A 19250-nucleotide genomic window follows, 5' to 3' on the forward strand; every position below is an offset into this window, starting at 1 on the left:
CCCGACAGGCTTACTGCGCGGCTTCGGTCCGGCAACTGGTCTTGTACCCGATGACCTCGACCGTGGCGCGCTCGCCCGCCGCCATCGGGATCAGGATCTCGCGGCCTTTCCAGTTGAACTTGAAGGTCACCGGACCGACCAGCCGGCATATCGCGCCCTTGCCCTTCACCGTGCACATGTCGTCGAGCCGCTTATATTCGGCCACGGTCGCCGGCTCGATCGGCTTTACCCCGACGCCCGTCGCGGCCGAGCCGCCCAACAGAACGCGCTGGCCGAAGTTCATCGCGCTGGCGGTCCATTTCGTGCGCCCGTCGGGTGAGGCGGGCTTGTCGATCCCGCTATCCGCCGCCAGCCGCGCACAGAAGTCGGCTGAGACCTTCTCGGGCTGCGCAGGAATGGCGCCGGTCGACACCAGAAGTCCCGCGACCGCAATCCCTGAGCGAATGATGATCCTCATGCCTTTATTCCTCCCCTGATCCCGTGTCCGGCGTAAGATAAAGCGCCCCGTCGGGCAACGGGCGAAGGGGACGGCGACCCGCCGGGACCAGGATCGTCCCGCCAAACCGCCGGTTCTCCGGTGACGGTGAGGACCTGGTCGGCGAACCGGATGACGGTCCTATGCCCATGGCCGCAGCCGACCATCATCCCTTACTGCGGACGCTGCCAGCGAATGGGCTGGAAGGCGTAGCTGGCCATGGGGCGCCCATCCGTATCGGTCGGCGGGATCAATCGGGCCTTCTCGGCGATCGCGCAGCTTCCGGCGTTCAGCCGCTCGTCCGCAGGGGCGACGGCCTTGCAATCCGTAATCGCGCCGCCTGGGTCGGTCTTCAGCAACAGGATCACCCGCCCCGAAACGCCCGCCCGACGGGCTTCCTCCGGATAGTGCCGATCATCGAACGCCAGCAGGAGTTGTATGCTCGTCTTGGCGAGCTTGCGCTGGAAATAAGGGGCAGGGGAAACGCCCTACGCCGTCAATTTGGTCGACATGCACGCGTCCATTTTTGTCAGGACGGTACCGATGGCCGTGACGTGGAGTGGCGGCATCGTGCTGCCCTCCAGCCGGATGCTGGTCGCCGCGGCCAAGGCCTCCAAGGCCCCCTTGTCGGGAAACAGTTTCAGCAGCCGATAGTGCGGATCCTGCGCGGCAAAGGCGCCATAGTGGATCGTGACGGGCGCCGCATCGTTGAGCGATACGGCCATCTCTCCAATGCCCGCCGGGAGCTGGGTGCTGGGCCCGCGAAGGAGCAGCAATGGCAGAGGGCTGCTGAGGCTCGATTCGAAGCCGATCTGCACGCCCTCGTCGCCCTGGAAGGATCATAGCGCAACGCAACCATCCGCTGTCGACGCCACTTGCCACGGGCCTACGGTTTCCAGGGCGGTGGGGGCCGGTTGGAACGCGGCCAGTGCGGTCAGAAAGACGGACATCATCGCTCCTCTACTCACCGATGATGACGATCCCGCGCGGCTTTGGTGGCGTCAAGCGGGGGCTGAGCGGGTTGGGATATTAGAGCGATGCCGGTGGCGGTGGCCTTCCCAAAAAGAAGGCGATTATGTAGTTTGCAAACACGCGTAGCGCGTCAGTGATCGCCGCTCTCAAATAGCTCTTGTCCATAAGGCAAGTGGACGCCGAGCCGCTCACGATAACACGCCGCATGACAGGGCCACGACTGATTGCCCTCGCCTTTAGTAAAAATGGCGAGGGTGCATGGGTCTAACCCAACCTCGGCGACAGGTTCGCCGCAGAAACAGCAAACGCCGTCAATCATTCTGGCATCTCCGACTTGGCTCGTTTGCAAGGTATATAAACGCCAAAAAGAAAGGGGCCTTGCGGCCCCTTTCCCCGTAGTGACATCGTGCAGGGGCTGGATCAGCCGCTGTAATACATGTCGTATTCGACCGGGCTGGGGGTCATTTCCCAGCGCATCACTTCGCTCATCTTCAGCTCGATATAGCTTTCGATCTGGTCCTTGGTGAACACGTCGCCCTTCAGCAGGAAGTCGTGGTCGGCGGCCAGCGAGTCGAGCGCTTCGCGGAGCGAACCGGCGACCGTGGGAACCTGGGCCAGCTCGGCGGGCGGCAGGTCGTACAGGTTCTTGTCCATCGCTTCGCCCGGATGGATCTTGTTCTGGATACCGTCCAGACCCGCCATCAGGAGCGCGGCATAGGCAAGGTACGGGTTGGCCAGGGCGTCGGGGAAGCGCACTTCGACGCGCTTCGACTTCGGACCGGTGCCGTACGGGATGCGGCACGAAGCCGAGCGGTTGCGCGCCGAATAGGCGAGCAGAACCGGCGCTTCGTAACCCGGCACCAGGCGCTTGTAGCTGTTGGTGGTCGGGTTGGTGAAGGCGTTGATCGCCTTGGCGTGCTTGATGATGCCGCCGATGAAGTACAGGCACATTTCCGACAGACCCGCATAGCCATTGCCGGCGAACAGCGGGTTCTTGCCTTCCCAGATCGAGAAGTGGGTGTGCATGCCCGAGCCGTTATCTTCCTTGATCGGCTTGGGCATGAAGGTCGCGGTCTTGCCATAGGCATGGGCGACCTGATGCACGACATACTTGTAGATCTGCATGCGGTCGGCGGTCTGGGTCAGCGTGCCGAAGGTCAGGCCCAGCTCGTGCTGCGCGGCGGCGACTTCGTGGTGGTGCTTGTCGCAGGGCAGGCCCATTTCGAGCATGGTCGTGACCATCTCGCCGCGGATGTCGACGGCCGAGTCGACCGGCGCGACGGGGAAGTAACCGCCCTTGGCGCGCGGACGGTGGCCCAGGTTGCCGCCCTCATATTCGCGGCCGGTGTTGGTCGGCAGCTCGATATCGTCGATCTTGAAGTAGGACGACGAATAGGTCGTGTCGAACTGCACGTCGTCGAACATGAAGAATTCGGCTTCCGGGCCGACATAGACGGTGTCGCCGATGCCGGTGGTCTTCACGAACGCTTCGGCGCGCTTGGCGGTCGAGCGCGGATCGCGGGCATAAAGCTCGCCGGTCGACGGCTCGACGATGTCGCAGAACACGATCAGCATCGGGGTCGCCGAGAAGGGATCGGTGTACACGGCGTCGAGGTCCGGCTTCAGGACCATGTCCGATTCGTTGATCGCCTTCCAGCCCTCGATCGACGAACCGTCGAACATCAGGCCGTCGGTGAACTCATCCTCGCCCAGGATCGAGGCGACCATGGTCAGGTGCTGCCACTTGCCCTTGGGATCGGTGAAACGCAGGTCGATCCATTCGATCTCCTCGTCCTTGATCTTCTTCAGGATGTCGCTGGCCGTATTCGCCATGTGCCGTTCTCTCTCTGCTTAAGGCCGTCATCCGGCGGAAGGCCGGAGCCGGTGAAAAGGTTTTAATCGGGCCGCGTGTCGGTCCGGTGACGATGGGATGTCGGGTGCGTCAGATCGCCGCGTCGTCGCGCTCGCCGGTGCGGATGCGCATGGCGGTCTCGACCGGGATCACGAAGATCTTGCCGTCGCCGATCCGGCCGGTCTGCGCGGCGGCGGCGATCGCCTCCACCACGCGTTCGGCCAGGCCGTCCTCGACCACCACTTCCAGCTTCACCTTCGGCAGGAAGTCGACGACATATTCGGCGCCGCGATACAGTTCGGTATGGCCCTTCTGGCGGCCGAAACCCTTCGCCTCGGTGACGGTGATGCCGGACACGCCGATCTCGTGCAGCGCTTCCTTCACCTCATCCAGCTTGAAGGGCTTGATGATCGCCTCAATCTTTTTCACGAGCCTGACTGCCCCCGATGTTGTTCAAACCCTCGCCCGATCGCCTGCGTAGCAGGGATCGTGCCAACTGCGTTTCCCTCTTGCGAGACTAAGAAATCGGTCAGAATTGCGCCCGAAAAGCGGGCATGGAGCCGTGTGATGCTCAATTTATGGGCAGCGATCACAGGATGGCCCGAACGGTTTCCGAGGGGCGGGCGAGGACGACGCCCTTGTCCGTCTCGACCAGCGGTCGCTGGATCAGGATCGGGTCCGCGATCATGGCGGCGAGGACGGTCGCGTCATCCGCGTCCAGCAGCGGCGCCGCCCCGGTCTCGGTCTTGCGCAGCCCGTCGCGCGGGTGAAGCCCGGCCTTCGCATAGAGGCGGCGAAGCTCCTCGGCGGTCGGCGGGGTCTTGAGATATTCGACGATCGTGACGTCGACCCCCGCTTCGTTCAACAGGGCCAGCGTCTGGCGGGAAGTGCCGCAACGCGGATTGTGATAGATGGTCGCCCGAATGGCCATGAACGATCTATGCGCCCGGCCGCCGCGAAAGCCAAGCGGGTCATGTGCGGAATGAGCCCACGGCCGATCCCGCTTGGGCGCTTGCCGCGTCGCTCCGACGTGACGTGATCGCCGGGCCGCCATTTTCACGAAAAGGGGACAGGAATCGCCTGTGCGATCCCTGTCCCCTTCGTCACGTTCGATGTGGCAGGCTGGCTCAGGCGCCCTGCTTGGCCAGCCACTCCTCCAGCCACTTGATCGTATAGTCGCCCTTCTGAAATTCGGGATCGTCGAGCAGCGACTGGTGCAGCGGGATGGTGGTCTTCATCCCCTCGATCACGAACTCGTTGAGCGCGCGGCGCAGGCGGCGCAGCGCGCCGTCGCGGGTGGTGCCGTACACGATCAGCTTGGCGATCATGCTGTCGTAATAAGGCGGCACCTTATAGCCCTGGTACAGCCCGCTATCGACGCGGACATGCATCCCGCCCGGCGCGTGATACATCTTCACCGTGCCTGGCGAGGGGGCGAAGGTGCGCGGGTCTTCCGCGTTGATGCGGCACTCGATGGCATGGCCGCGGAACTGCACGTCTTCCTGGCGCAGGGTCAGCGGATGGCCCTCGGCGACGCGAATCTGCTCACGCACCAGGTCCAGGCCGGTGATCATCTCGGTGACCGGATGCTCGACCTGCAGGCGGGTGTTCATTTCGATGAAATAGAACTCGCCATTTTCCCACAGGAACTCGATCGTGCCCGCACCGCGATAGCCCATATCGGCCATCGCCTTGGCGACCACGCCGCCCATGCGCGCACGCTCCTCGGCCGAGATGATCGGCGAGGGGGCTTCCTCCAGCACCTTCTGGTGGCGGCGCTGGAGCGAGCAGTCGCGCTCGCCCAGATGGATCGCATTGCCATTGCCGTCGCCGAACACCTGGAATTCGATATGCCGGGGGTTGCCCAGATATTTTTCCATATAGACGGTGGCGTCGCCGAACGCGGCCTTCGCCTCGGTGCCTGCCTGCTGCATCAGCGTTTCGAGCTGGTCTTCGGAGGGTACGACCTTCATGCCGCGACCGCCGCCGCCGCTGGCCGCCTTGATGATGACCGGATAGCCGATCTCGGCCGCGAGGGCCTTGGCCGTCTCCAGATCCGAGATCGCGCCGTCCGAACCGGGGACCAGCGGCAGGCCGAGCGCGCCGGCGGTGCGCTTGGCCTCCACCTTGTCGCCCATCACCCGGATATGCTCGGGCTTGGGGCCCACGAAGATCAGGCCGTGCGCCTCGACGATCTCGGCGAACTTGGCGTTCTCCGACAGGAAGCCGTAACCGGGGTGGATCGCGTCCGCGCCCGAAATCTCGGCCGCCGAGATGATGTTGGGGATGTTGAGATAGCTGTCCGTCGCCGCGGGCGGGCCGATGCACACCGCCTGGTCGGCCAGGCGCACATGCATGGCATCGGCGTCGGCCGTGGAGTGCACGGCGACGGTCTCGATCCCCATTTCGTGACAGGCGCGGTGGATGCGAAGCGCAATCTCACCGCGATTGGCGATCAGGAGTTTCTTGATCTGCGCCAAGGCGGCTTACTCGACGACGACCAGGGGCTGGTCGAACTCGACCGGCTGGCCGTTCTCGACCAGGACGGCGGTGACGGTGCCAGCGGCGGTCGCGGTGATCGGGTTCATCACCTTCATGGCTTCGACGATCAGCAGCGTGTCACCCGCCGCCACCTTCTGGCCGACGGCGGCGAAGGGCTTGGCGCCCGGCTCGGCCGACAGATAGACGGTGCCGACCATCGGCGACTTCACCGCATTGGCCGACACGGCCGGGGCGGACGCACCGACCTCTGCCGGAGCGGCAGCGACAGGCGCGGCGGCCGCCGGGGCAGCGACGGGCGCGGGCGCCGGCGCATAGCCCATCTGGGCGACGGCCGCGGCCTTGCGCGCGACGCGGATCTTGCGGTCGCCATGCTCGACCTCGATCTCGGTCAGGGCGGTGGCGTCGAGCAGCTCGGCGAGCTGACGGACGAGGTCGACATCGACCTTCATCGCTTGTTCAGTCTTTTCGGTCATGGGACGCGCTCCTGTCAGAACCGGGCCGCGGCTTCAAGCGCGAGCAGATAGGATTGCGCGCCAAAACCCGCGATTGTGCCTTTTGCGGCACGCCCGATGAAGCTCTCATGCCGGAATGGCTCCCGTGCATGAGGGTTGGATAGGTGAACCTCGATCACCGGGGTCTTCACCGACTTGATCGCGTCATGGATCGCGATCGAGGTATGGGTAAAGCCCCCGGCATTGAGCAGCACGGCTTTCGCTTCATAAGCCTGGGCCTCGTGCAGCCAGTCGATCAGATGGCCTTCATGGTTGGATTGGCGCATGTCGATTTCGAGATCGAGTTCGCGCGCCCTGTCCTCCAGCAGCCCCGCAATATCGTCCAGCGTGTCATGGCCATAGATATGCGGCTCGCGCAGGCCGAGCAGGTTCAGGTTCGGCCCGTTGAGGACATAAACGGTCGCGGGCATCGGCACTCCCATGGTTGCGGCTCGGGATGGCCGGGCCTAGATCGAGGGCCTTCCTTAACCGCATGCCCTATCCCACGTCGAGCGGGCAGCGACTTGCATGGTAAGTGACACATATGCCCCATACCGATGGAACCGTGACGATCACCGTGAATGGCGAGCATAAGCGGGTGGCGGCGGGCCTGTCGCTGGCCGATCTGGCGAGCCAGCTGGGGCTGGTGCCCGAAAAGGTGGCGGTGGAGCGCAATCTGGAGGTCGTGCCGCGCTCGACCCTGGCGCAGGTCGAGGTCGAAGATGGCGACGAGATCGAGATCGTCCATTTCGTCGGCGGCGGCGATCATGTCGCGCCGGTCTTGGACGATGATTCGTGGGAAGTCGCGGGGCAGCGCTTCCGCTCGCGCCTGATCGTCGGCACCGGCAAGTATAAGGACTTCGCGCAGAATGCGGCGGCGGTCGAGGCGTCGGGGGCGGAGATCGTCACGGTCGCGGTGCGCCGGGTCAACGTATCGGATCGCAATGCGCCGATGCTGACCGATTATATCGACCCGAAGAAGATCACCTATCTGCCCAACACGGCGGGCTGCTTTACCGCCGAGGACGCGATCCGCACGCTCCGCTTGGCGCGCGAGGCGGGCGGCTGGGACCTGGTCAAGCTGGAAGTGCTGGGCGAAGCGAAGACGCTCTATCCCGACATGTACGAGACGCTGCGCGCGACCGAGATCCTGGCCAAGGAAGGCTTCAAGCCGATGGTTTACTGCGTCGACGATCCCATCGCGGCCAAGCGGCTGGAGGATGTCGGCGCGGTCGCGATCATGCCGCTGGGCGCGCCGATCGGATCGGGGCTGGGCATCCAGAACAAGGTGACGATCCGCCTGATCGTCGAGGGCGCGAAGGTGCCCGTGCTGGTCGATGCGGGCGTCGGCACCGCCTCCGAGGCGGCGGTGGCCATGGAACTGGGCTGCGACGGCGTGCTGATGAACACCGCGATCGCCGAGGCCAAGGACCCGGTGCTGATGGCGCGGGCGATGAAGGCGGGGGTCGAGGCGGGGCGCATGGCGTACCGCGCGGGCCGCATGGGAATGCGGCGCTATGCCGATCCGTCGAGCCCGCTTGCCGGGCTGATCTGACATTAATTTCAGGGAACTTGCCGCCTAACGACGTGTTCTACTTCCGAGTGTTCAACGGGATCGCAAGATCCCCAGTAAATGGAGGTTCCCATGGGTGAACTCGTCGACAAGATCAAGGGCAACGTCAACGAACTGGTTGGCAAGGCCAAGGAAGCCATTGGCGAACACAACCATGACGACAAGCTGACGGCCGAGGGCGAAGCCCAGCAGGTCGAAGGCAAGGGTCAGCAGATGAAGGGTTCGGTGAAGGGCGCTCTTGGCGACAACATCTGAACCTGCTATTCGTTTTCTGACTAAAGCAATCAGCAACGAACTTGCCGCCCCGGTTTACGCTGGGGCGGTTTTCTTTTGTTTGTCTGTAAAATGTAATGCAATCGTTTTTATGATAGCGTTACTTTGGTTGTCTTGCGTGGATATTTGCTGGCCATATCCTTGGAAGTTGGTTGGGTAGCCACGGTTAACCCTGCGTTTTACTGGCTTTCCACTCGGCCTTCGCCCGGGGGTCGGTCCACGGCGCAAGCCCGGATATATGGCGATCCCTTTCGCGAGAACGAGTCTAACGTCCGGCGATTCGCGACAATGTCGTGGCGGGGGTGATGACCTCGATATCCGTCTTCAGGTGCAGTAGCCGCACGCCCTCTTGTGCCATCGCGCGGGACAGTGCGGGGGCGAAGTCTTCGGTCCGAATCACTGTCTCGCTCCAGCAGCCATAGGCTTTCGCCAACGCCGCGAAGTCCGGATTGGCCAGCGCGGTCGCCGCCACCCGGCCGGGATATTCGCGCTCCTGGTGCATCCGGATGGTGCCATATCCGCCATTGTCGACGACGATCACCAGCATCTGCGCGCCATGCTGCACGGCGGCCGCCAGTTCCTGCCCGTTCATCAGGAAGCAGCCGTCGCCCGCCAGTGCCACCACCATGCGGTCCGGATGGCGCAGCGCGGCGGCAGTGGCGGCGGGCACGCCGTAGCCCATGGCGCCACAGGTCGGGGCAAGTTGGCACCCCGGTTCGTAGTGCCAGTAGCGATGCCACCAACCCGAATAATTGCCCGCACCGTTGCACAGGATCGAGTCGGCGGGCAGGGCCTCCCGCATCGCCGCGACGCACTGGCCCAGGTCGAACGTCACGCCGTCGCGCGGCGTCGGATTGGACCAGGCGAGATAGTCGGCATGGGCCTCCGCGCCGGACGGGTGGGGCGTGGCGGCCTGCGTCGCCAGCAGTTCCAGCATTCCCAACGCCCGGTCCACGTCGCAGCACAGGGCCAGATCGGTGCGATAGGTGCTGTGCAATTCCTCCGGGTCGGGATGGACATGGATCAGCGTCTGGCCCGGATGGTCCGGGCTGATGAGGCTATAGCCATCCGTCGTCGCCTCACCCAGACGCGCGCCCAGCACGATCAGAAGATCGGCCTGCTTCACGCGGGCGACCAGCGCGGGATTGGGGCCATAGCCCAGATTGCCCGCATAGGCCGGGCAGGTCGCCGACACCGCATCCTGCCGCCGAAACGCCGCGACCAAGGGAATGCCTGCCGCCTCGCCCCATTGCTGCGCCAGGATCACCGCATCGGCGGTCCAATGCGCGCCGCCGATGATCGCGACCGGGCGCTCGGCCTTGGCGACCAGGTCCTGCACGGCCATGACGTCTTCGATCCGCACATCCTGCGACGGGCGCGCGATGCGAGGGCGGGGCGTGCCGTCCACCATGTCGCAGAGCATATCCTCGGGCAGGGCAAGGACCACCGGCCCCGGCCGCCCGCTCATCGCCGTGGCATAGGCGCGGGCGATATATTCCGGGATCCGCGCCGCATCGTCGATTCGCGCCGCCCATTTGGCGAGCGGGGCGAACATCGCCTGGAAATCGACTTCCTGGAACGCTTCGCGGTCGCGCGTGCCCCGGTCGACATCGCCGATGAACAGAATCATCGGCTGGGAATCCTGTTGCGCGACATGCACGCCGATCGCCGCATTGGTCGCGCCCGGCCCGCGCGTGACGAAGGCCACGCCCGGCCGCCCGGTCAGCGTACCGTCGGCACAGGCCATGAAGGTCACGCCGCCTTCCTGCCGACACGTCACCAGGTCGATGGCGGGGGTGTCGTGCAGCGCATCGAGCACCGCCAGGAAACTCTCGCCCGGCACGGTGAAGATACGGTCGCACCCCTGTTCGAGAAGCGCGTCGACAAGCAGGCGTCCGCCGGTTTTCGTGGTCATGCGGCCGAGCCTAGCCCTGCTCGTTTGCAAAGCGCAAACGCTGGCCCGCGCAAAGCGCAAAGCTTGGGTTGACCCGGCTCCGTGCCTCCGCCTAACGCTTCGGCCATCATAGCGAGGACGCCCATGCAGAAGCTCTATTCCGACGCCACCGCCGCGCTCGAAGGCCTGCTCCATGACGGCATGACGATCTGCGCAGGGGGCTTCGGCCTGTGCGGGATCCCCGAGCGGCTGATCGACGCGATCGAGGCGTCAGGGGTCAAGGACCTGACCATCGCCAGCAACAATGCCGGGATCGACGGGGTTGGGCTGGGCAAACTGCTCCGTTCGCATCAGGTCAAGAAGATGATCTCGTCCTATGTCGGCGAGAACAAGGAGTTCGAGCGGCAATATCTGAGCGGTGAGCTGGAGGTCGAGTTCTGTCCGCAGGGCACGCTGGCCGAGCGCTGCCGGGCGGGGGGCGCGGGGATTCCGGGCTTCTACACCAAGACCGGCGTCGGCACGAAGGTGGCCGAGGGCAAGGAAGTGAAGAGCTTCGACGGAGAGGACTATATCCTCGAACGCGGCATCCGCGCCGACCTGTCGATCATCAAGGGGTGGAAGGCCGACGAGGCCGGGAACCTGATCTTCCGGAAGACCGCGCGCAACTTCAACCAGCCCATGGCGACGGCCGGGCGCATCTGCGTCGCCGAGGTGGAAGAGGTGGTGCCGGTGGGTTCGCTCGATCCCGACCAGATCCATCTGCCCGGGATTTACGTGAAGCGGATGATCGTCGGCGCGCCGTACGAGAAGAAGATCGAGTTCCGCACGGTTCGCGAGCGGGTTTGATTTTTTGAGGGGAGGGGTGCGGAGAGCGCGGTCCCTCCCCCCGACCCCCTCCCGCCTGCGGGAGGGGGAGCGTTCTTGGCGGAGGGCATGACTATGAGACGCGCGCGATTGATCCCGAACAAAAGCCTAGGAACCTCTCCCCTCCCGCAGGCGGGAGGGGCCGGGGGAGGGCTCTGCGGCTTGAGGCTGGCCCTAACCCTCGCCGCCGCCCTTTCCCTATCCGGCTGCGTCGTCGCAGTCGGCAACAACAGCCCCGCCGCCCCGCCACCATCCGCCGCGAATCCCAAGCTCGCAGGGATGCAATATCTCTACGGCTCCGCCGAGGCCGACGCGATCTCACGTCAAGCCTGGAACGCGCTCGTGACCTACGCCGCCGACAAGGTCCGCAACCCGCCGCGCGACAGCGTGGTGCTGGAGGAGGACGCCACCCTGGAAAACCCGCGTTTCGTCACCTGCACCGGCAAGCGCCCGGCGGCGGTGTTCGATGTCGACGAAACCGTGCTCCTGAACCTGGGCTTTGAACAGGACGACCTGACCGGCCGCGCCGACCGCGCCTTTCCCGAGCGTTGGCGTGCCTGGGAACAGAGCGACGGCCATGCCGTCCTGCCGACCCCCGGCGCAGCGGCGGCGCTCGCCGATCTGCGGACGATGGGCGTCACCGTGATCTTCAACACCAATCGCGACGATGCGGCCGGTGCGGCGCGCGCGATCGAGGCGGCGGGGCTGGGCCCGGCCGTGCATGGCGACACGCTGTTCGTGCGCACCGACACCAATACGGGCGACAACAAGGACGCGCGGCGTTGGCGCATCGCCGACCGCTATTGCGTGATCGCCATGGGCGGCGATCAACTCGGCGATTTCAGTGAGTTGTTCAACGACCCTGCCACCGTGGCGCAACGCCGCGCACGCACCGACGGCCCGCGTGTCGCGGCGCTGTGGGGGCGTGGCTGGTTCGTCTTCCCGAACCCCGTCTATGGCAAGGCGCTGAAGGGCACCCCCGACGACATTTTCCCCGCCGACCGGCGGTGGCATCCGACAGGAGAGTAACGATGGCCTGGACCCGCGACGAAATGGCCGCCCGTGCGGCCAAGGAGCTGAAGGACGGTTTCTACGTCAATCTCGGCATCGGCATCCCGACACTGGTCGCGAACCATATCCCGCAAGGGGTTGAGGTCACGCTGCAATCCGAAAACGGGATGCTGGGCATCGGGCCGTTCCCCTATGATGACGAGGTCGACCCCGACCTGATCAATGCGGGCAAGCAGACGATCAGCGAGCTGCCGCACTCAGTCTATTTCTCGTCCGCCGACAGCTTTGCGATGATCCGGGGCGGGCATATCGACTTGACCGTGCTGGGCGCAATGGAGGTGTCGGAGGGCGGCGACATCGCCAACTGGATGATCCCCGGCAAGATGATCAAGGGCATGGGCGGCGCGATGGACCTGGTCGCCGGCGTCAAGAAGATCATCGTCGTGATGGAACACAACGCCAAGGACGGTAGCCCGAAGTTCATCCCCGAATGCACGCTGCCGCTGACCGGCCGCAACGTCGTCGACATGATCGTCACCGACCTGGCGGTGTTCCAGCGGCCCGATCACGACAGCGCCTTCCGCCTGATCGAATGCGCGCCGGGTGTCACCGCCGATGAGATCGCGGCCAAGACGACGGCGAAGTTCGAGCGCTGATGGCCTATACCCTCATCACCGCGAACCGGAATTATTCCAGCTGGTCGCTGCGACCCTGGCTGCTGATGAAGGCGCTGGGGATCGGCTTTGTCGACCGGATCGAGCCGTTTCGCGCCTTCTCGCCGACGGGGCAGGGGCGGTGCTGATCGATGGCGAGCGGACCGTGTGGGATTCGCTGGGCATTGCTCTCCATCTCGCCGAGCGGCATCCAGGGGTCTGGCCCGAGGACGAGGCGGCGCGGGCCTGGGCGATGTGCGCGGTGGCCGAGATGCATGGCGGCTTCGGTGCGCTACGGGCCGAGCGGACGATGAATGTCGGGGTGCGCGTGGACGCGAAGCCGCCTTCGGCCCAGTTGGATCGCGACGTCGCGCGGTTGACGGAGCTATGGGCGGACGGACTGTCGCGTTTCGGCGGGCCATGGCTGGCGGGGCAGCGTTTCTCGGCGGTCGATGCCTTTTACGCGCCGGTCGCGTTCCGGGTGCGGACCTATGGGACCGAACTCGACGCCGCAGGGGCGGGCTGGGTCGAGACGATCCTGGCGCATCCGGCCGTGCGCGAGTGGGAAGCCCAGGCACTGGCCGAGACGTGGCGTGATCCGGATCATGAGATCGATCTGGCCGAATGCGGTGGTGTGACGGCGGATTATCGCGCCCAGGAGTGAGGGTTGGGCGTGGCCTTCGACTTCGCTCAGGCGGAACGGAGGTTGTGGAGGGTATTCCCCTCGCGCCGTTCAGCCTGAGCGAAGTCGAAGGCCAAGGGAATTTACGCTCGAAGCGAAATAACATTGCGCAGAGCCTTTGCCTCGCGACCCTTTTCGGATAACAGCCCCCGCATCATGGCCCAAAGACCCCAGACTCTGTACGAGAAGATCTGGGCCGCGCACGTTGTCGAACGGCGGCCCGATGGCACCTGCCTCATCTATATCGACCGCCACCTCGTCCACGAGGTGACGAGCCCGCAGGCGTTCGAAGGGCTACGCGTGGCCGGGCGCAAGGTGCGGCGGCCCGAGCTGACGCTCGCCGTCCCCGATCACAACCTGCCGACCACGCCGCGCAAGGACGCGAACGGCAATCTGCTGCCGATCGCCGACCCGGAAAGCGCGCAGCAGCTCGACGCGCTTCGCCGCAACACAGCCGAGTTTGGCGTAGACTATATCGACGCGACCGCGGCGGCGCAGGGCATCGTCCATGTCGTGGGGCCGGAACAGGGCTTCACCCTGCCGGGCACGACGCTCGTCTGCGGCGACAGCCATACCTCGGCGCATGGCGCGCTGGGGGCGCTGGCCTTCGGCATCGGCACGTCGGAGGTCGAGCATGTGCTGGCGACCCAGACGCTGCTGCTTTCGCCGTCCAAGACGATGGAAGTGCGCGTCGACGGTACGCTGGGGTATGGCGTGTCGGCCAAGGACGTGGTGCTGGCGATCATCGGCAAGATCGGCGCGGCGGGCGGCACCGGTCATGTCATCGAGTTTACCGGCAGCGTGATCCGCAACCTGTCGGTCGAAGGCCGCCTGACCATTGCCAACATGTCGATCGAGGGCGGCGCGCGCGCCGGTCTGATCGCGCCGGACGAGACGACCTTCGCTTATCTGAAGGGCCGCCCGATGGCGCCCAAGGGCGAGGAATGGGACCGGGCGGTCGCCTGGTGGCGGACGCTGCCCAGCGATCCGGGTGCGGCCTATGACAAGGTGGTCACGCTCGACGCCGCCGACATCGCACCCAACCTGACCTGGGGCACCAGCCCCGAGGATGTGGTGTCGATCACCGGCGTCGTGCCCGATCCCGACAGCTTTGCCGATCCGTCCAAGCGGGCGGCGGCGCGCAAGTCGCTGGATTATATGGGGCTGGAGCCCGGCACCGCGATGCAGGACGTCGCCATCCAGCATGTCTTCATCGGCAGCTGCACCAACAGCCGCATCGAGGACCTTCGCGCCGCCGCCGCCGTGGCGCGCGATCGCCGCGTGGCGGACGGCGTCCGCGCGCTGGTCGTACCGGGCTCCGGACTGGTCAAGCGCCAGGCCGAGGCCGAGGGGCTGGACCGTGTCTTCGTTGAGGCGGGTTTCGAGTGGCGCGAGCCGGGCTGTTCGATGTGCCTGGCGATGAACCCGGACAAGGTGCCCGCCGGGGAGCGCTGCGCCTCGACCTCGAATCGCAATTTCGTGGGCCGTCAGGGACCGGGCGCGCGCACCCATCTGCTGTCCCCGGCCATGGCGGCGGCCGCCGCCGTGACGGGGCGCCTTTTCGATGTTAGAGAGTTGAACGTCCACGATTTCGATCGTGAAGGCGTAGCATAGGGACGGCAGGGGAAGGCATCATGAAGCACATATTGGTCATGCTCGTCACCGGCGCGGTGTTGTGCGGCGCGGCGGCCTATGCCGCCGGAGTCGCCTCGCGCCCCGCCACGGCCGAAGAGCGCCCCGCGCAGACCCGCTGACGCGGACGACTGAATTACAGGATCATCGCATGAACCCGGTTACGACCGTCTCCGGCACCGCCTATCCCTGGGGTGCCAAGAATATCGACACGGATGTGATCATCCCGGCGCATTGGCTGAAGACGATCACCCGCGCCGGGCTTGGCCGCGGCGCGTTCGAGACGGTGCGCGCTCAGCCGGGCAATATCTTCGACGATCCGGCCTATGCCGGCGCGCCGATCCTGATCGCGGGCGACAATTTCGGTTGCGGCTCGAGCCGCGAACATGCCGCCTGGGCGCTGGCCGATATGGGCATCCAGGCGGTCATCGCGCCGAGCTTTTCGGACATCTTCTCGGGCAATGCCTTCAAGAACGGCATCGTCGCGGTCGTGCTGCCGAAAGAGGCCGTCGATCGCTTGCTGGAGGTGGCGAAGGATCATCCCGTCACGGTCGATCTGGAAACCATGAGCGTGACGACGCCGTTCCAGGACCGTTTTCCGTTCGAGATGGACCCGTTCCGTCGCGAATGCCTGATGAAGGGGCTCGACGAGGTCGGACTGACCCTTGCGCGCGACGAGGCGATCGGGCGGTTCGAGACCCAGATGATGCAGGGCCGTCCCTGGATCGAAGGGCGCGCACGTCTGGCGACCGCCGACGCTTGATCCGCGGCGTGGTGCGGCCGTCGTCGGTTCTTACGAAACGACGGCGACCAGGCCCGCGATGATCGCCCACAGCGCGATCGAACCGATCACGCCATTGACGATGCCAACGATCGGCCCCCTTGGACGAGGGGCGACGTTGATCCGCGTCGCATGATAAGCGTGCTGAAAGCTGTGCATCCTACTCTCCAGTCTCCACCGGAATGGGCTCGTTGACATGGCCATCCGTGCGGATTGCGTGGCAATTCCATTACGAGCGAGAGCGGCATTCTGTTCCCGGTTTCTTCGGGGAACCGGACTGTCGGTTGCACCATCGGCATCCCATGCCTATTTCGATCGCATGAAGAGGCCCCGGCGGGGCCGAGACTTGCCCTGCGGGGCTGGGGGATGGCGGACCGATGACGAGTTTTGACGATCGCAGGCAGGGGCTGGAGGCCAAGTTCGTGGCCGACCAGGATATGGTGTTCCGTATCACGGCCCGGCGCAACCGGCTGGTCGCGCAATGGGCGGCCGAGCGCATGAAGCTGACCCCGGCGGAAACCGATGCCTATGCCAAGGCGGTCGTGCAGGCCGATTTCGAGGAAGCGGGGGACGAGGACGTCATCCGCAAGCTGCTGGGCGACCTGACCGCCGCCGGGATCGACGTGGGCGAGGCCGAGGTCCGCCGCGCGCTCGACGAGCAGCAGGTCGAGGCACGCCGCCAGTTGATGGAGAGCCGCTGACCATGCCGATGGCCGCCGACGATATCGCCGCGATGATCCGCGCCGCCATTCCCGATGCCGATGTCCAGATCACCGATCTGGCCGGGGACGGCGATCATTATGCCGCGCATGTGACCGCCGCCAGCTTTGCGGGCATGAGCCGGGTCGCACGTACCCGCGCCGTCTATGCCGCGCTAGGCGGGCGCATGGGGGGCGAACTCCATGCCCTGCAATTGACGACCGCCGTTCCCGCCTGACCCTTTGCCTCAAGGACGATTGATATGACCGACGATACGAACGCGCGGATCGACGCGCTGGTGAAGGACAATGCCGTCCTGCTGTTCATGAAGGGCACGCCGCTCTTCCCGCAATGCGGCTTTTCCAGCCGTGCTGTGGCGATCCTGAACCATTTGGACGTACCGTTCGAGAGCGTCGACGTGCTCCAGGATCAGGGCATCCGCCACGGGATCAAGGCCTATTCGGACTGGCCGACCATCCCGCAGCTCTACGTGAAGGGCGAGTTCGTCGGCGGTTCGGACATCATGATGGAGATGTACGAGAGCGGCGAACTGGCCGAGCTGGTCCAGGATGTGAAGACCGCGTGAGCGCCAACCTTCGCATGTGAAATAAGAAGGGGCCGGATTTCGATCCGGCCCCTTTTTTTATTCCTCCCCTGCAAGGGGAGGTGGCAGTCCGCAGGACTGACGGAGGGGTATCACCATCAGCGGGAATACCCCTCCACCATCCTTCGGATGGTCCCCCTCCCCTTGCAGGGGAGGAATAGATACGCCCTATTGACTACGCCTGTAATCGCAATAGGATTACGCTTGTAGTCAATGAAAGGGCGAGTCGATGGCCGAGCGTATCAGCGATGCCGAACATGCGGTGATGGAGGTCCTGTGGGAGGAAGCGCCCCTGACCGCCCAGGACGTCGCGGAGCGGGTCGATCCCGACCGCGGCTGGAGCACCAACACCGTCAAGACGCTGCTCGGCCGGTTGCTGGCCAAGGAAGCCATCGCCCATGAGGAACAGGGGCGGCGCTATCTCTATCGGCCGCTTGTCGCCCGCGACGATTATGTGGTTGGCGAGTCCCGCCGCCTGATCGATCGGCTGTTCGGCGGCCGCCTGACGCCGCTGGTGGCGCATCTGGCCGAGCGCGACGAACTGACCGCGCAAGATATTTCCGAGATCGAGGCGCTGCTCAAGGAGCTGAAGGCGTGAGCGGCGCGCAACTCGGCTGGGCGGTCGAGGCGATGATCGCCTCGACCCTGCTCATGGCGCTGGTGCTGGTGGCACGCCGGCCGGTCCGCGAAGCCTTCGGGCCGCAAATCGCCTATGCGCTCTGGGCGCTGCCGCTGCTCCGCCTGGTGCTGCCCCGCCTGCCGCAAGGGGTGTCCGAACAGGCGACCCCGCCCCTGGCGGCGGCGAGCGAGGGGTTTTCGACCTATATCGTCATGCCGGTCGCCGCCCAGCTGCCGACGACGCTGACGCAACCCAGCCTGTGGCCGACGGTCGGGCAGGGGGTTGCGCTGCTGTGGATCGTCGGCGCGGCCGGATTTCTGGGCTTCCAGTTGTTCCGCCACTGGCGGTTCCGGGCCCGCCTGCTGGCCAGTGCCGAGCCGCTGGAGGCGGTGCAGGGCGTGCAGGTGGTCGCCAGTGACGGCGCGCCGGGGCCGCTCGCCTTCGGGGTCTGGCACCGCTATGTCGCCTTTCCGCGCGATTTCGCCGAACGCTATGACGCGGACGAGCGCGATCTGGCGCTGGCGCATGAGCTGGGCCACCATGCCCGCGGCGACCTGATCGCCAACTGGATCGCGCTCGCTGTGCTGGCGCTCCACTGGTTCAACCCCGTGGCGTGGCGGGCCTTCCACGCCTTCCGCGCCGACCAGGAACTGGCCAATGACGCCCGCGTGTTGAAGGGGCGCAGCCGGGCCGACCGGCATGTTTATGCCTGCGCCATCGTCAAGGCCGCGCACGGCCGCGCTTTGTCGGGCGCCTGTCACCTGCACACCATCGACGATCTGAAAGGGAGGCTGAAGATGTTGACCACTTCTCCGAAATCGCGCCGTCAGCTTGCCATGGGAGGCACCACCGTATCCTTGCTGGTGCTGAGTGGCCTGGGCCTGACCGCGTCCGGCACGCCGGCGGCGGCGGCGCTGACCAAGAAGGTCGAGCGGACGATCGGCGTCGACCTGACCAGCACGGATCTGGACACGCAGATCGACGAGGTGGCGGCCATGGAGCCCGACAACGCGACCGAGCCTACGACCATGGCCTCGCCCGTACCTGTTGCCTCCGTGCGTCGAAAGGCGCGGGACGTCGCGACCGCATCCATGGTGCCCATGGCTCCGATGCCCCCGATGAAGCCCATGGCCCCGATGCCCGCCATGGCGCCCATGGCACCGATGCCGCCCATGGCACCGATGCCGCCCATGGCACCGATGACGGCGGACATGTCGGACATGCCCAAGGTGCCGGGCACCTATCGGAGCCGCGTCATCACCACCCGCGACGGCAAGACGATCCGGATTGGCGACAATGGCCGCGCCTATGCGATGCCCCCCATTCCCATGGTCCGCTCGCAGGCCTGCGGGACCGGCGGCAGCGATACGCGCACCAGCTATACGACGGTCAACGGCACGACCCGGCAGCAGGTAACGGTCATCTGCACCGACCGGATCGAACAAAGGGCCCGTCAGGCCTCCGCTACCGCCTTGAGCGCTCAGCGTACCGCCCAGGTGAACATGCGGATCGCGCTGGCCAGCATCGAAAATGCGCGTTCCTCGATCGCGCGCGACCGCAACCTCTCCGAGGAGGCCCGCCGCGAAGCCCTGAACGGCTTGAACGAGGCGACGGCCCAGTTGAAGTCCGAAATGGCGAACCGGGCGGACGACTGACCCTCGACGACTTTACCC

General features: G+C 65.5%; 23 protein-coding genes and 1 pseudogene. 13 read left to right on the forward strand and 11 right to left on the reverse strand.

Annotated features, from left to right (window positions below; all coding sequences use genetic code 11):
* Positions 1–10: 10 nt before the first annotated feature.
* From QZ546_RS15730 to aroQ, 9 genes are all read right to left on the reverse strand, one after another.
* Positions 11–457 carry a hypothetical protein gene (locus QZ546_RS15730; RefSeq protein ID WP_294239611.1) on the reverse strand — a complete coding sequence of 149 codons (447 nt, stop codon included), beginning with the start codon at positions 455–457 and terminating at the stop codon, positions 11–13.
* Positions 458–648: 191 nt separating this feature from the next.
* Positions 649–915, reverse strand: coding sequence for an energy transducer TonB (locus QZ546_RS15735; RefSeq protein ID WP_367113539.1), 267 nt, complete (start codon positions 913–915; stop codon positions 649–651).
* 48 nt (positions 916–963) lie between these two features.
* Positions 964–1293 carry a hypothetical protein gene (locus QZ546_RS15740; protein ID WP_294239615.1) on the reverse strand — a complete coding sequence of 110 codons (330 nt, stop codon included), beginning with the start codon at positions 1291–1293 and terminating at the stop codon, positions 964–966.
* A gap of 574 nt (positions 1294–1867) precedes the next feature.
* Positions 1868–3280 (reverse strand): type I glutamate--ammonia ligase, encoded by a 1413-nt coding sequence (gene glnA / locus QZ546_RS15745; RefSeq protein ID WP_294239617.1) that lies wholly within the window; start codon positions 3278–3280, stop codon positions 1868–1870.
* A gap of 109 nt (positions 3281–3389) precedes the next feature.
* Positions 3390–3728 carry a P-II family nitrogen regulator gene (locus tag QZ546_RS15750; RefSeq protein WP_294239618.1) on the reverse strand — a complete coding sequence of 113 codons (339 nt, stop codon included), beginning with the start codon at positions 3726–3728 and terminating at the stop codon, positions 3390–3392.
* Positions 3729–3888: 160 nt separating this feature from the next.
* Positions 3889–4224, reverse strand: a complete 336-nt coding sequence (arsC, locus tag QZ546_RS15755) for an arsenate reductase (glutaredoxin) (protein ID WP_294239703.1) — start codon at positions 4222–4224, stop codon at positions 3889–3891.
* A 202-nt stretch (positions 4225–4426) separates the two neighbouring features.
* On the reverse strand, positions 4427–5779 hold the full coding sequence (accC, locus tag QZ546_RS15760) for an acetyl-CoA carboxylase biotin carboxylase subunit (protein WP_294239621.1): 1353 nt from the start codon (positions 5777–5779) through the stop codon (positions 4427–4429).
* Between the two features lie 6 nt (positions 5780–5785).
* Positions 5786–6274: an acetyl-CoA carboxylase biotin carboxyl carrier protein gene (gene accB, locus QZ546_RS15765; RefSeq protein WP_294239625.1), complete on the reverse strand. Its 489-nt coding sequence runs from the start codon at positions 6272–6274 to the stop codon at positions 5786–5788.
* A 14-nt stretch (positions 6275–6288) separates the two neighbouring features.
* Complete coding sequence (aroQ, locus tag QZ546_RS15770) at positions 6289–6723, reverse strand: type II 3-dehydroquinate dehydratase (protein ID WP_294239628.1); 435 nt, start codon at positions 6721–6723, stop codon at positions 6289–6291.
* A gap of 113 nt (positions 6724–6836) precedes the next feature.
* Between aroQ and thiS the strand changes: the two genes are divergently transcribed.
* Positions 6837–7847, forward strand: a complete 1011-nt coding sequence (thiS, locus tag QZ546_RS15775; protein WP_294239630.1) for a sulfur carrier protein ThiS — start codon at positions 6837–6839, stop codon at positions 7845–7847.
* A 90-nt stretch (positions 7848–7937) separates the two neighbouring features.
* Entirely contained in the window at positions 7938–8120 is a 183-nt protein-coding gene (locus tag QZ546_RS15780; protein ID WP_294239632.1) for a CsbD family protein, read from the forward strand.
* Positions 8121–8403: 283 nt separating this feature from the next.
* On the opposite strand, the gene QZ546_RS15785 is transcribed toward QZ546_RS15780, so the two are convergent.
* Positions 8404–10053, reverse strand: coding sequence for a thiamine pyrophosphate-binding protein (locus QZ546_RS15785; protein WP_294239635.1), 1650 nt, complete (start codon positions 10051–10053; stop codon positions 8404–8406).
* 123 nt (positions 10054–10176) lie between these two features.
* Here QZ546_RS15785 and QZ546_RS15790 point away from each other — a divergent pair, with 123 nt between their 5' ends.
* The 6 genes and pseudogenes from QZ546_RS15790 to leuD all read left to right on the forward strand — a co-directional run bounded on the left by QZ546_RS15790 (position 10177) and on the right by leuD (position 15637).
* Entirely contained in the window at positions 10177–10878 is a 702-nt protein-coding gene (locus tag QZ546_RS15790; protein ID WP_294239636.1) for a CoA transferase subunit A, read from the forward strand.
* A 180-nt stretch (positions 10879–11058) separates the two neighbouring features.
* A complete protein-coding gene (locus QZ546_RS15795; protein ID WP_294239640.1) occupies positions 11059–11925 on the forward strand; it encodes an HAD family acid phosphatase in 867 nt (288 codons plus the stop codon).
* A 2-nt stretch (positions 11926–11927) separates the two neighbouring features.
* Positions 11928–12563, forward strand: a complete 636-nt coding sequence (locus QZ546_RS15800) for a CoA transferase subunit B (RefSeq protein WP_294239643.1) — start codon at positions 11928–11930, stop codon at positions 12561–12563.
* Positions 12563–13224, forward strand: a pseudogene (locus QZ546_RS15805) (glutathione S-transferase). Before QZ546_RS15800 ends, QZ546_RS15805 begins: the two are co-directional and overlap by 1 nt.
* Positions 13225–13398: 174 nt before the next feature.
* Complete coding sequence (gene leuC, locus QZ546_RS15810) at positions 13399–14856, forward strand: 3-isopropylmalate dehydratase large subunit (RefSeq protein ID WP_294239646.1); 1458 nt, start codon at positions 13399–13401, stop codon at positions 14854–14856.
* Between the two features lie 169 nt (positions 14857–15025).
* The gene (gene leuD / locus QZ546_RS15815; protein ID WP_294239649.1) at positions 15026–15637 is read left to right on the forward strand and encodes a 3-isopropylmalate dehydratase small subunit; all 612 of its coding nucleotides are present in this window, start codon (positions 15026–15028) and stop codon (positions 15635–15637) included.
* Positions 15638–15667: 30 nt separating this feature from the next.
* On the opposite strand, the gene QZ546_RS15820 is transcribed toward leuD, so the two are convergent.
* Entirely contained in the window at positions 15668–15814 is a 147-nt protein-coding gene (locus tag QZ546_RS15820; RefSeq protein ID WP_294239651.1) for a hypothetical protein, read from the reverse strand.
* A gap of 218 nt (positions 15815–16032) precedes the next feature.
* Here QZ546_RS15820 and QZ546_RS15825 point away from each other — a divergent pair, with 218 nt between their 5' ends.
* The 5 genes from QZ546_RS15825 to QZ546_RS15845 all read left to right on the forward strand — a co-directional run bounded on the left by QZ546_RS15825 (position 16033) and on the right by QZ546_RS15845 (position 19232).
* The gene (locus QZ546_RS15825) at positions 16033–16356 is read left to right on the forward strand and encodes a DUF1476 domain-containing protein (protein WP_294239655.1); all 324 of its coding nucleotides are present in this window, start codon (positions 16033–16035) and stop codon (positions 16354–16356) included.
* Positions 16357–16358: 2 nt separating this feature from the next.
* Positions 16359–16592 carry a BolA/IbaG family iron-sulfur metabolism protein gene (locus QZ546_RS15830; RefSeq protein WP_294239658.1) on the forward strand — a complete coding sequence of 78 codons (234 nt, stop codon included), beginning with the start codon at positions 16359–16361 and terminating at the stop codon, positions 16590–16592.
* A gap of 24 nt (positions 16593–16616) precedes the next feature.
* Positions 16617–16940, forward strand: coding sequence for a Grx4 family monothiol glutaredoxin (grxD, locus tag QZ546_RS15835; RefSeq protein ID WP_294239661.1), 324 nt, complete (start codon positions 16617–16619; stop codon positions 16938–16940).
* A 247-nt stretch (positions 16941–17187) separates the two neighbouring features.
* Positions 17188–17556, forward strand: a complete 369-nt coding sequence (locus QZ546_RS15840) for a BlaI/MecI/CopY family transcriptional regulator (protein WP_294239663.1) — start codon at positions 17188–17190, stop codon at positions 17554–17556.
* A complete protein-coding gene (locus tag QZ546_RS15845; protein WP_294239666.1) occupies positions 17553–19232 on the forward strand; it encodes a M56 family metallopeptidase in 1680 nt (559 codons plus the stop codon). The genes QZ546_RS15840 and QZ546_RS15845 overlap by 4 nt, the downstream gene beginning before the upstream one ends.
* Positions 19233–19250: the final 18 nt, after the last annotated feature.

Origin of the sequence: uncultured Sphingomonas sp., from assembly GCF_913062585.1 — a bacterium.
Lineage (GTDB): Bacteria > Pseudomonadota > Alphaproteobacteria > Sphingomonadales > Sphingomonadaceae > Sphingomonas.

What these genes read in the sequence shown, in the direction of transcription:
- QZ546_RS15730 (WP_294239611.1), bottom strand. Translation starts at nt 457, where the DNA reads ATGAGGATCATCATTCGCTCAGGGATTGCGGTCGCGGGACTTCTGGTG.
- glnA (WP_294239617.1), bottom strand. Translation starts at nt 3,280, where the DNA reads ATGGCGAATACGGCCAGCGACATCCTGAAGAAGATCAAGGACGAGGAG.
- accB (WP_294239625.1), bottom strand. Translation starts at nt 6,274, where the DNA reads ATGACCGAAAAGACTGAACAAGCGATGAAGGTCGATGTCGACCTCGTC.
- aroQ (WP_294239628.1), bottom strand. Translation starts at nt 6,723, where the DNA reads ATGCCCGCGACCGTTTATGTCCTCAACGGGCCGAACCTGAACCTGCTC.
- thiS (WP_294239630.1), top strand. Translation starts at nt 6,837, where the DNA reads ATGCCCCATACCGATGGAACCGTGACGATCACCGTGAATGGCGAGCAT.
- QZ546_RS15780 (WP_294239632.1), top strand. Translation starts at nt 7,938, where the DNA reads ATGGGTGAACTCGTCGACAAGATCAAGGGCAACGTCAACGAACTGGTT.
- QZ546_RS15785 (WP_294239635.1), bottom strand. Translation starts at nt 10,053, where the DNA reads ATGACCACGAAAACCGGCGGACGCCTGCTTGTCGACGCGCTTCTCGAA.
- QZ546_RS15790 (WP_294239636.1), top strand. Translation starts at nt 10,177, where the DNA reads ATGCAGAAGCTCTATTCCGACGCCACCGCCGCGCTCGAAGGCCTGCTC.
- QZ546_RS15800 (WP_294239643.1), top strand. Translation starts at nt 11,928, where the DNA reads ATGGCCTGGACCCGCGACGAAATGGCCGCCCGTGCGGCCAAGGAGCTG.
- leuC (WP_294239646.1), top strand. Translation starts at nt 13,399, where the DNA reads ATGGCCCAAAGACCCCAGACTCTGTACGAGAAGATCTGGGCCGCGCAC.
- leuD (WP_294239649.1), top strand. Translation starts at nt 15,026, where the DNA reads ATGAACCCGGTTACGACCGTCTCCGGCACCGCCTATCCCTGGGGTGCC.
- QZ546_RS15820 (WP_294239651.1), bottom strand. Translation starts at nt 15,814, where the DNA reads ATGCACAGCTTTCAGCACGCTTATCATGCGACGCGGATCAACGTCGCC.
- QZ546_RS15825 (WP_294239655.1), top strand. Translation starts at nt 16,033, where the DNA reads ATGACGAGTTTTGACGATCGCAGGCAGGGGCTGGAGGCCAAGTTCGTG.
- QZ546_RS15830 (WP_294239658.1), top strand. Translation starts at nt 16,359, where the DNA reads ATGCCGATGGCCGCCGACGATATCGCCGCGATGATCCGCGCCGCCATT.
- grxD (WP_294239661.1), top strand. Translation starts at nt 16,617, where the DNA reads ATGACCGACGATACGAACGCGCGGATCGACGCGCTGGTGAAGGACAAT.
- QZ546_RS15840 (WP_294239663.1), top strand. Translation starts at nt 17,188, where the DNA reads ATGGCCGAGCGTATCAGCGATGCCGAACATGCGGTGATGGAGGTCCTG.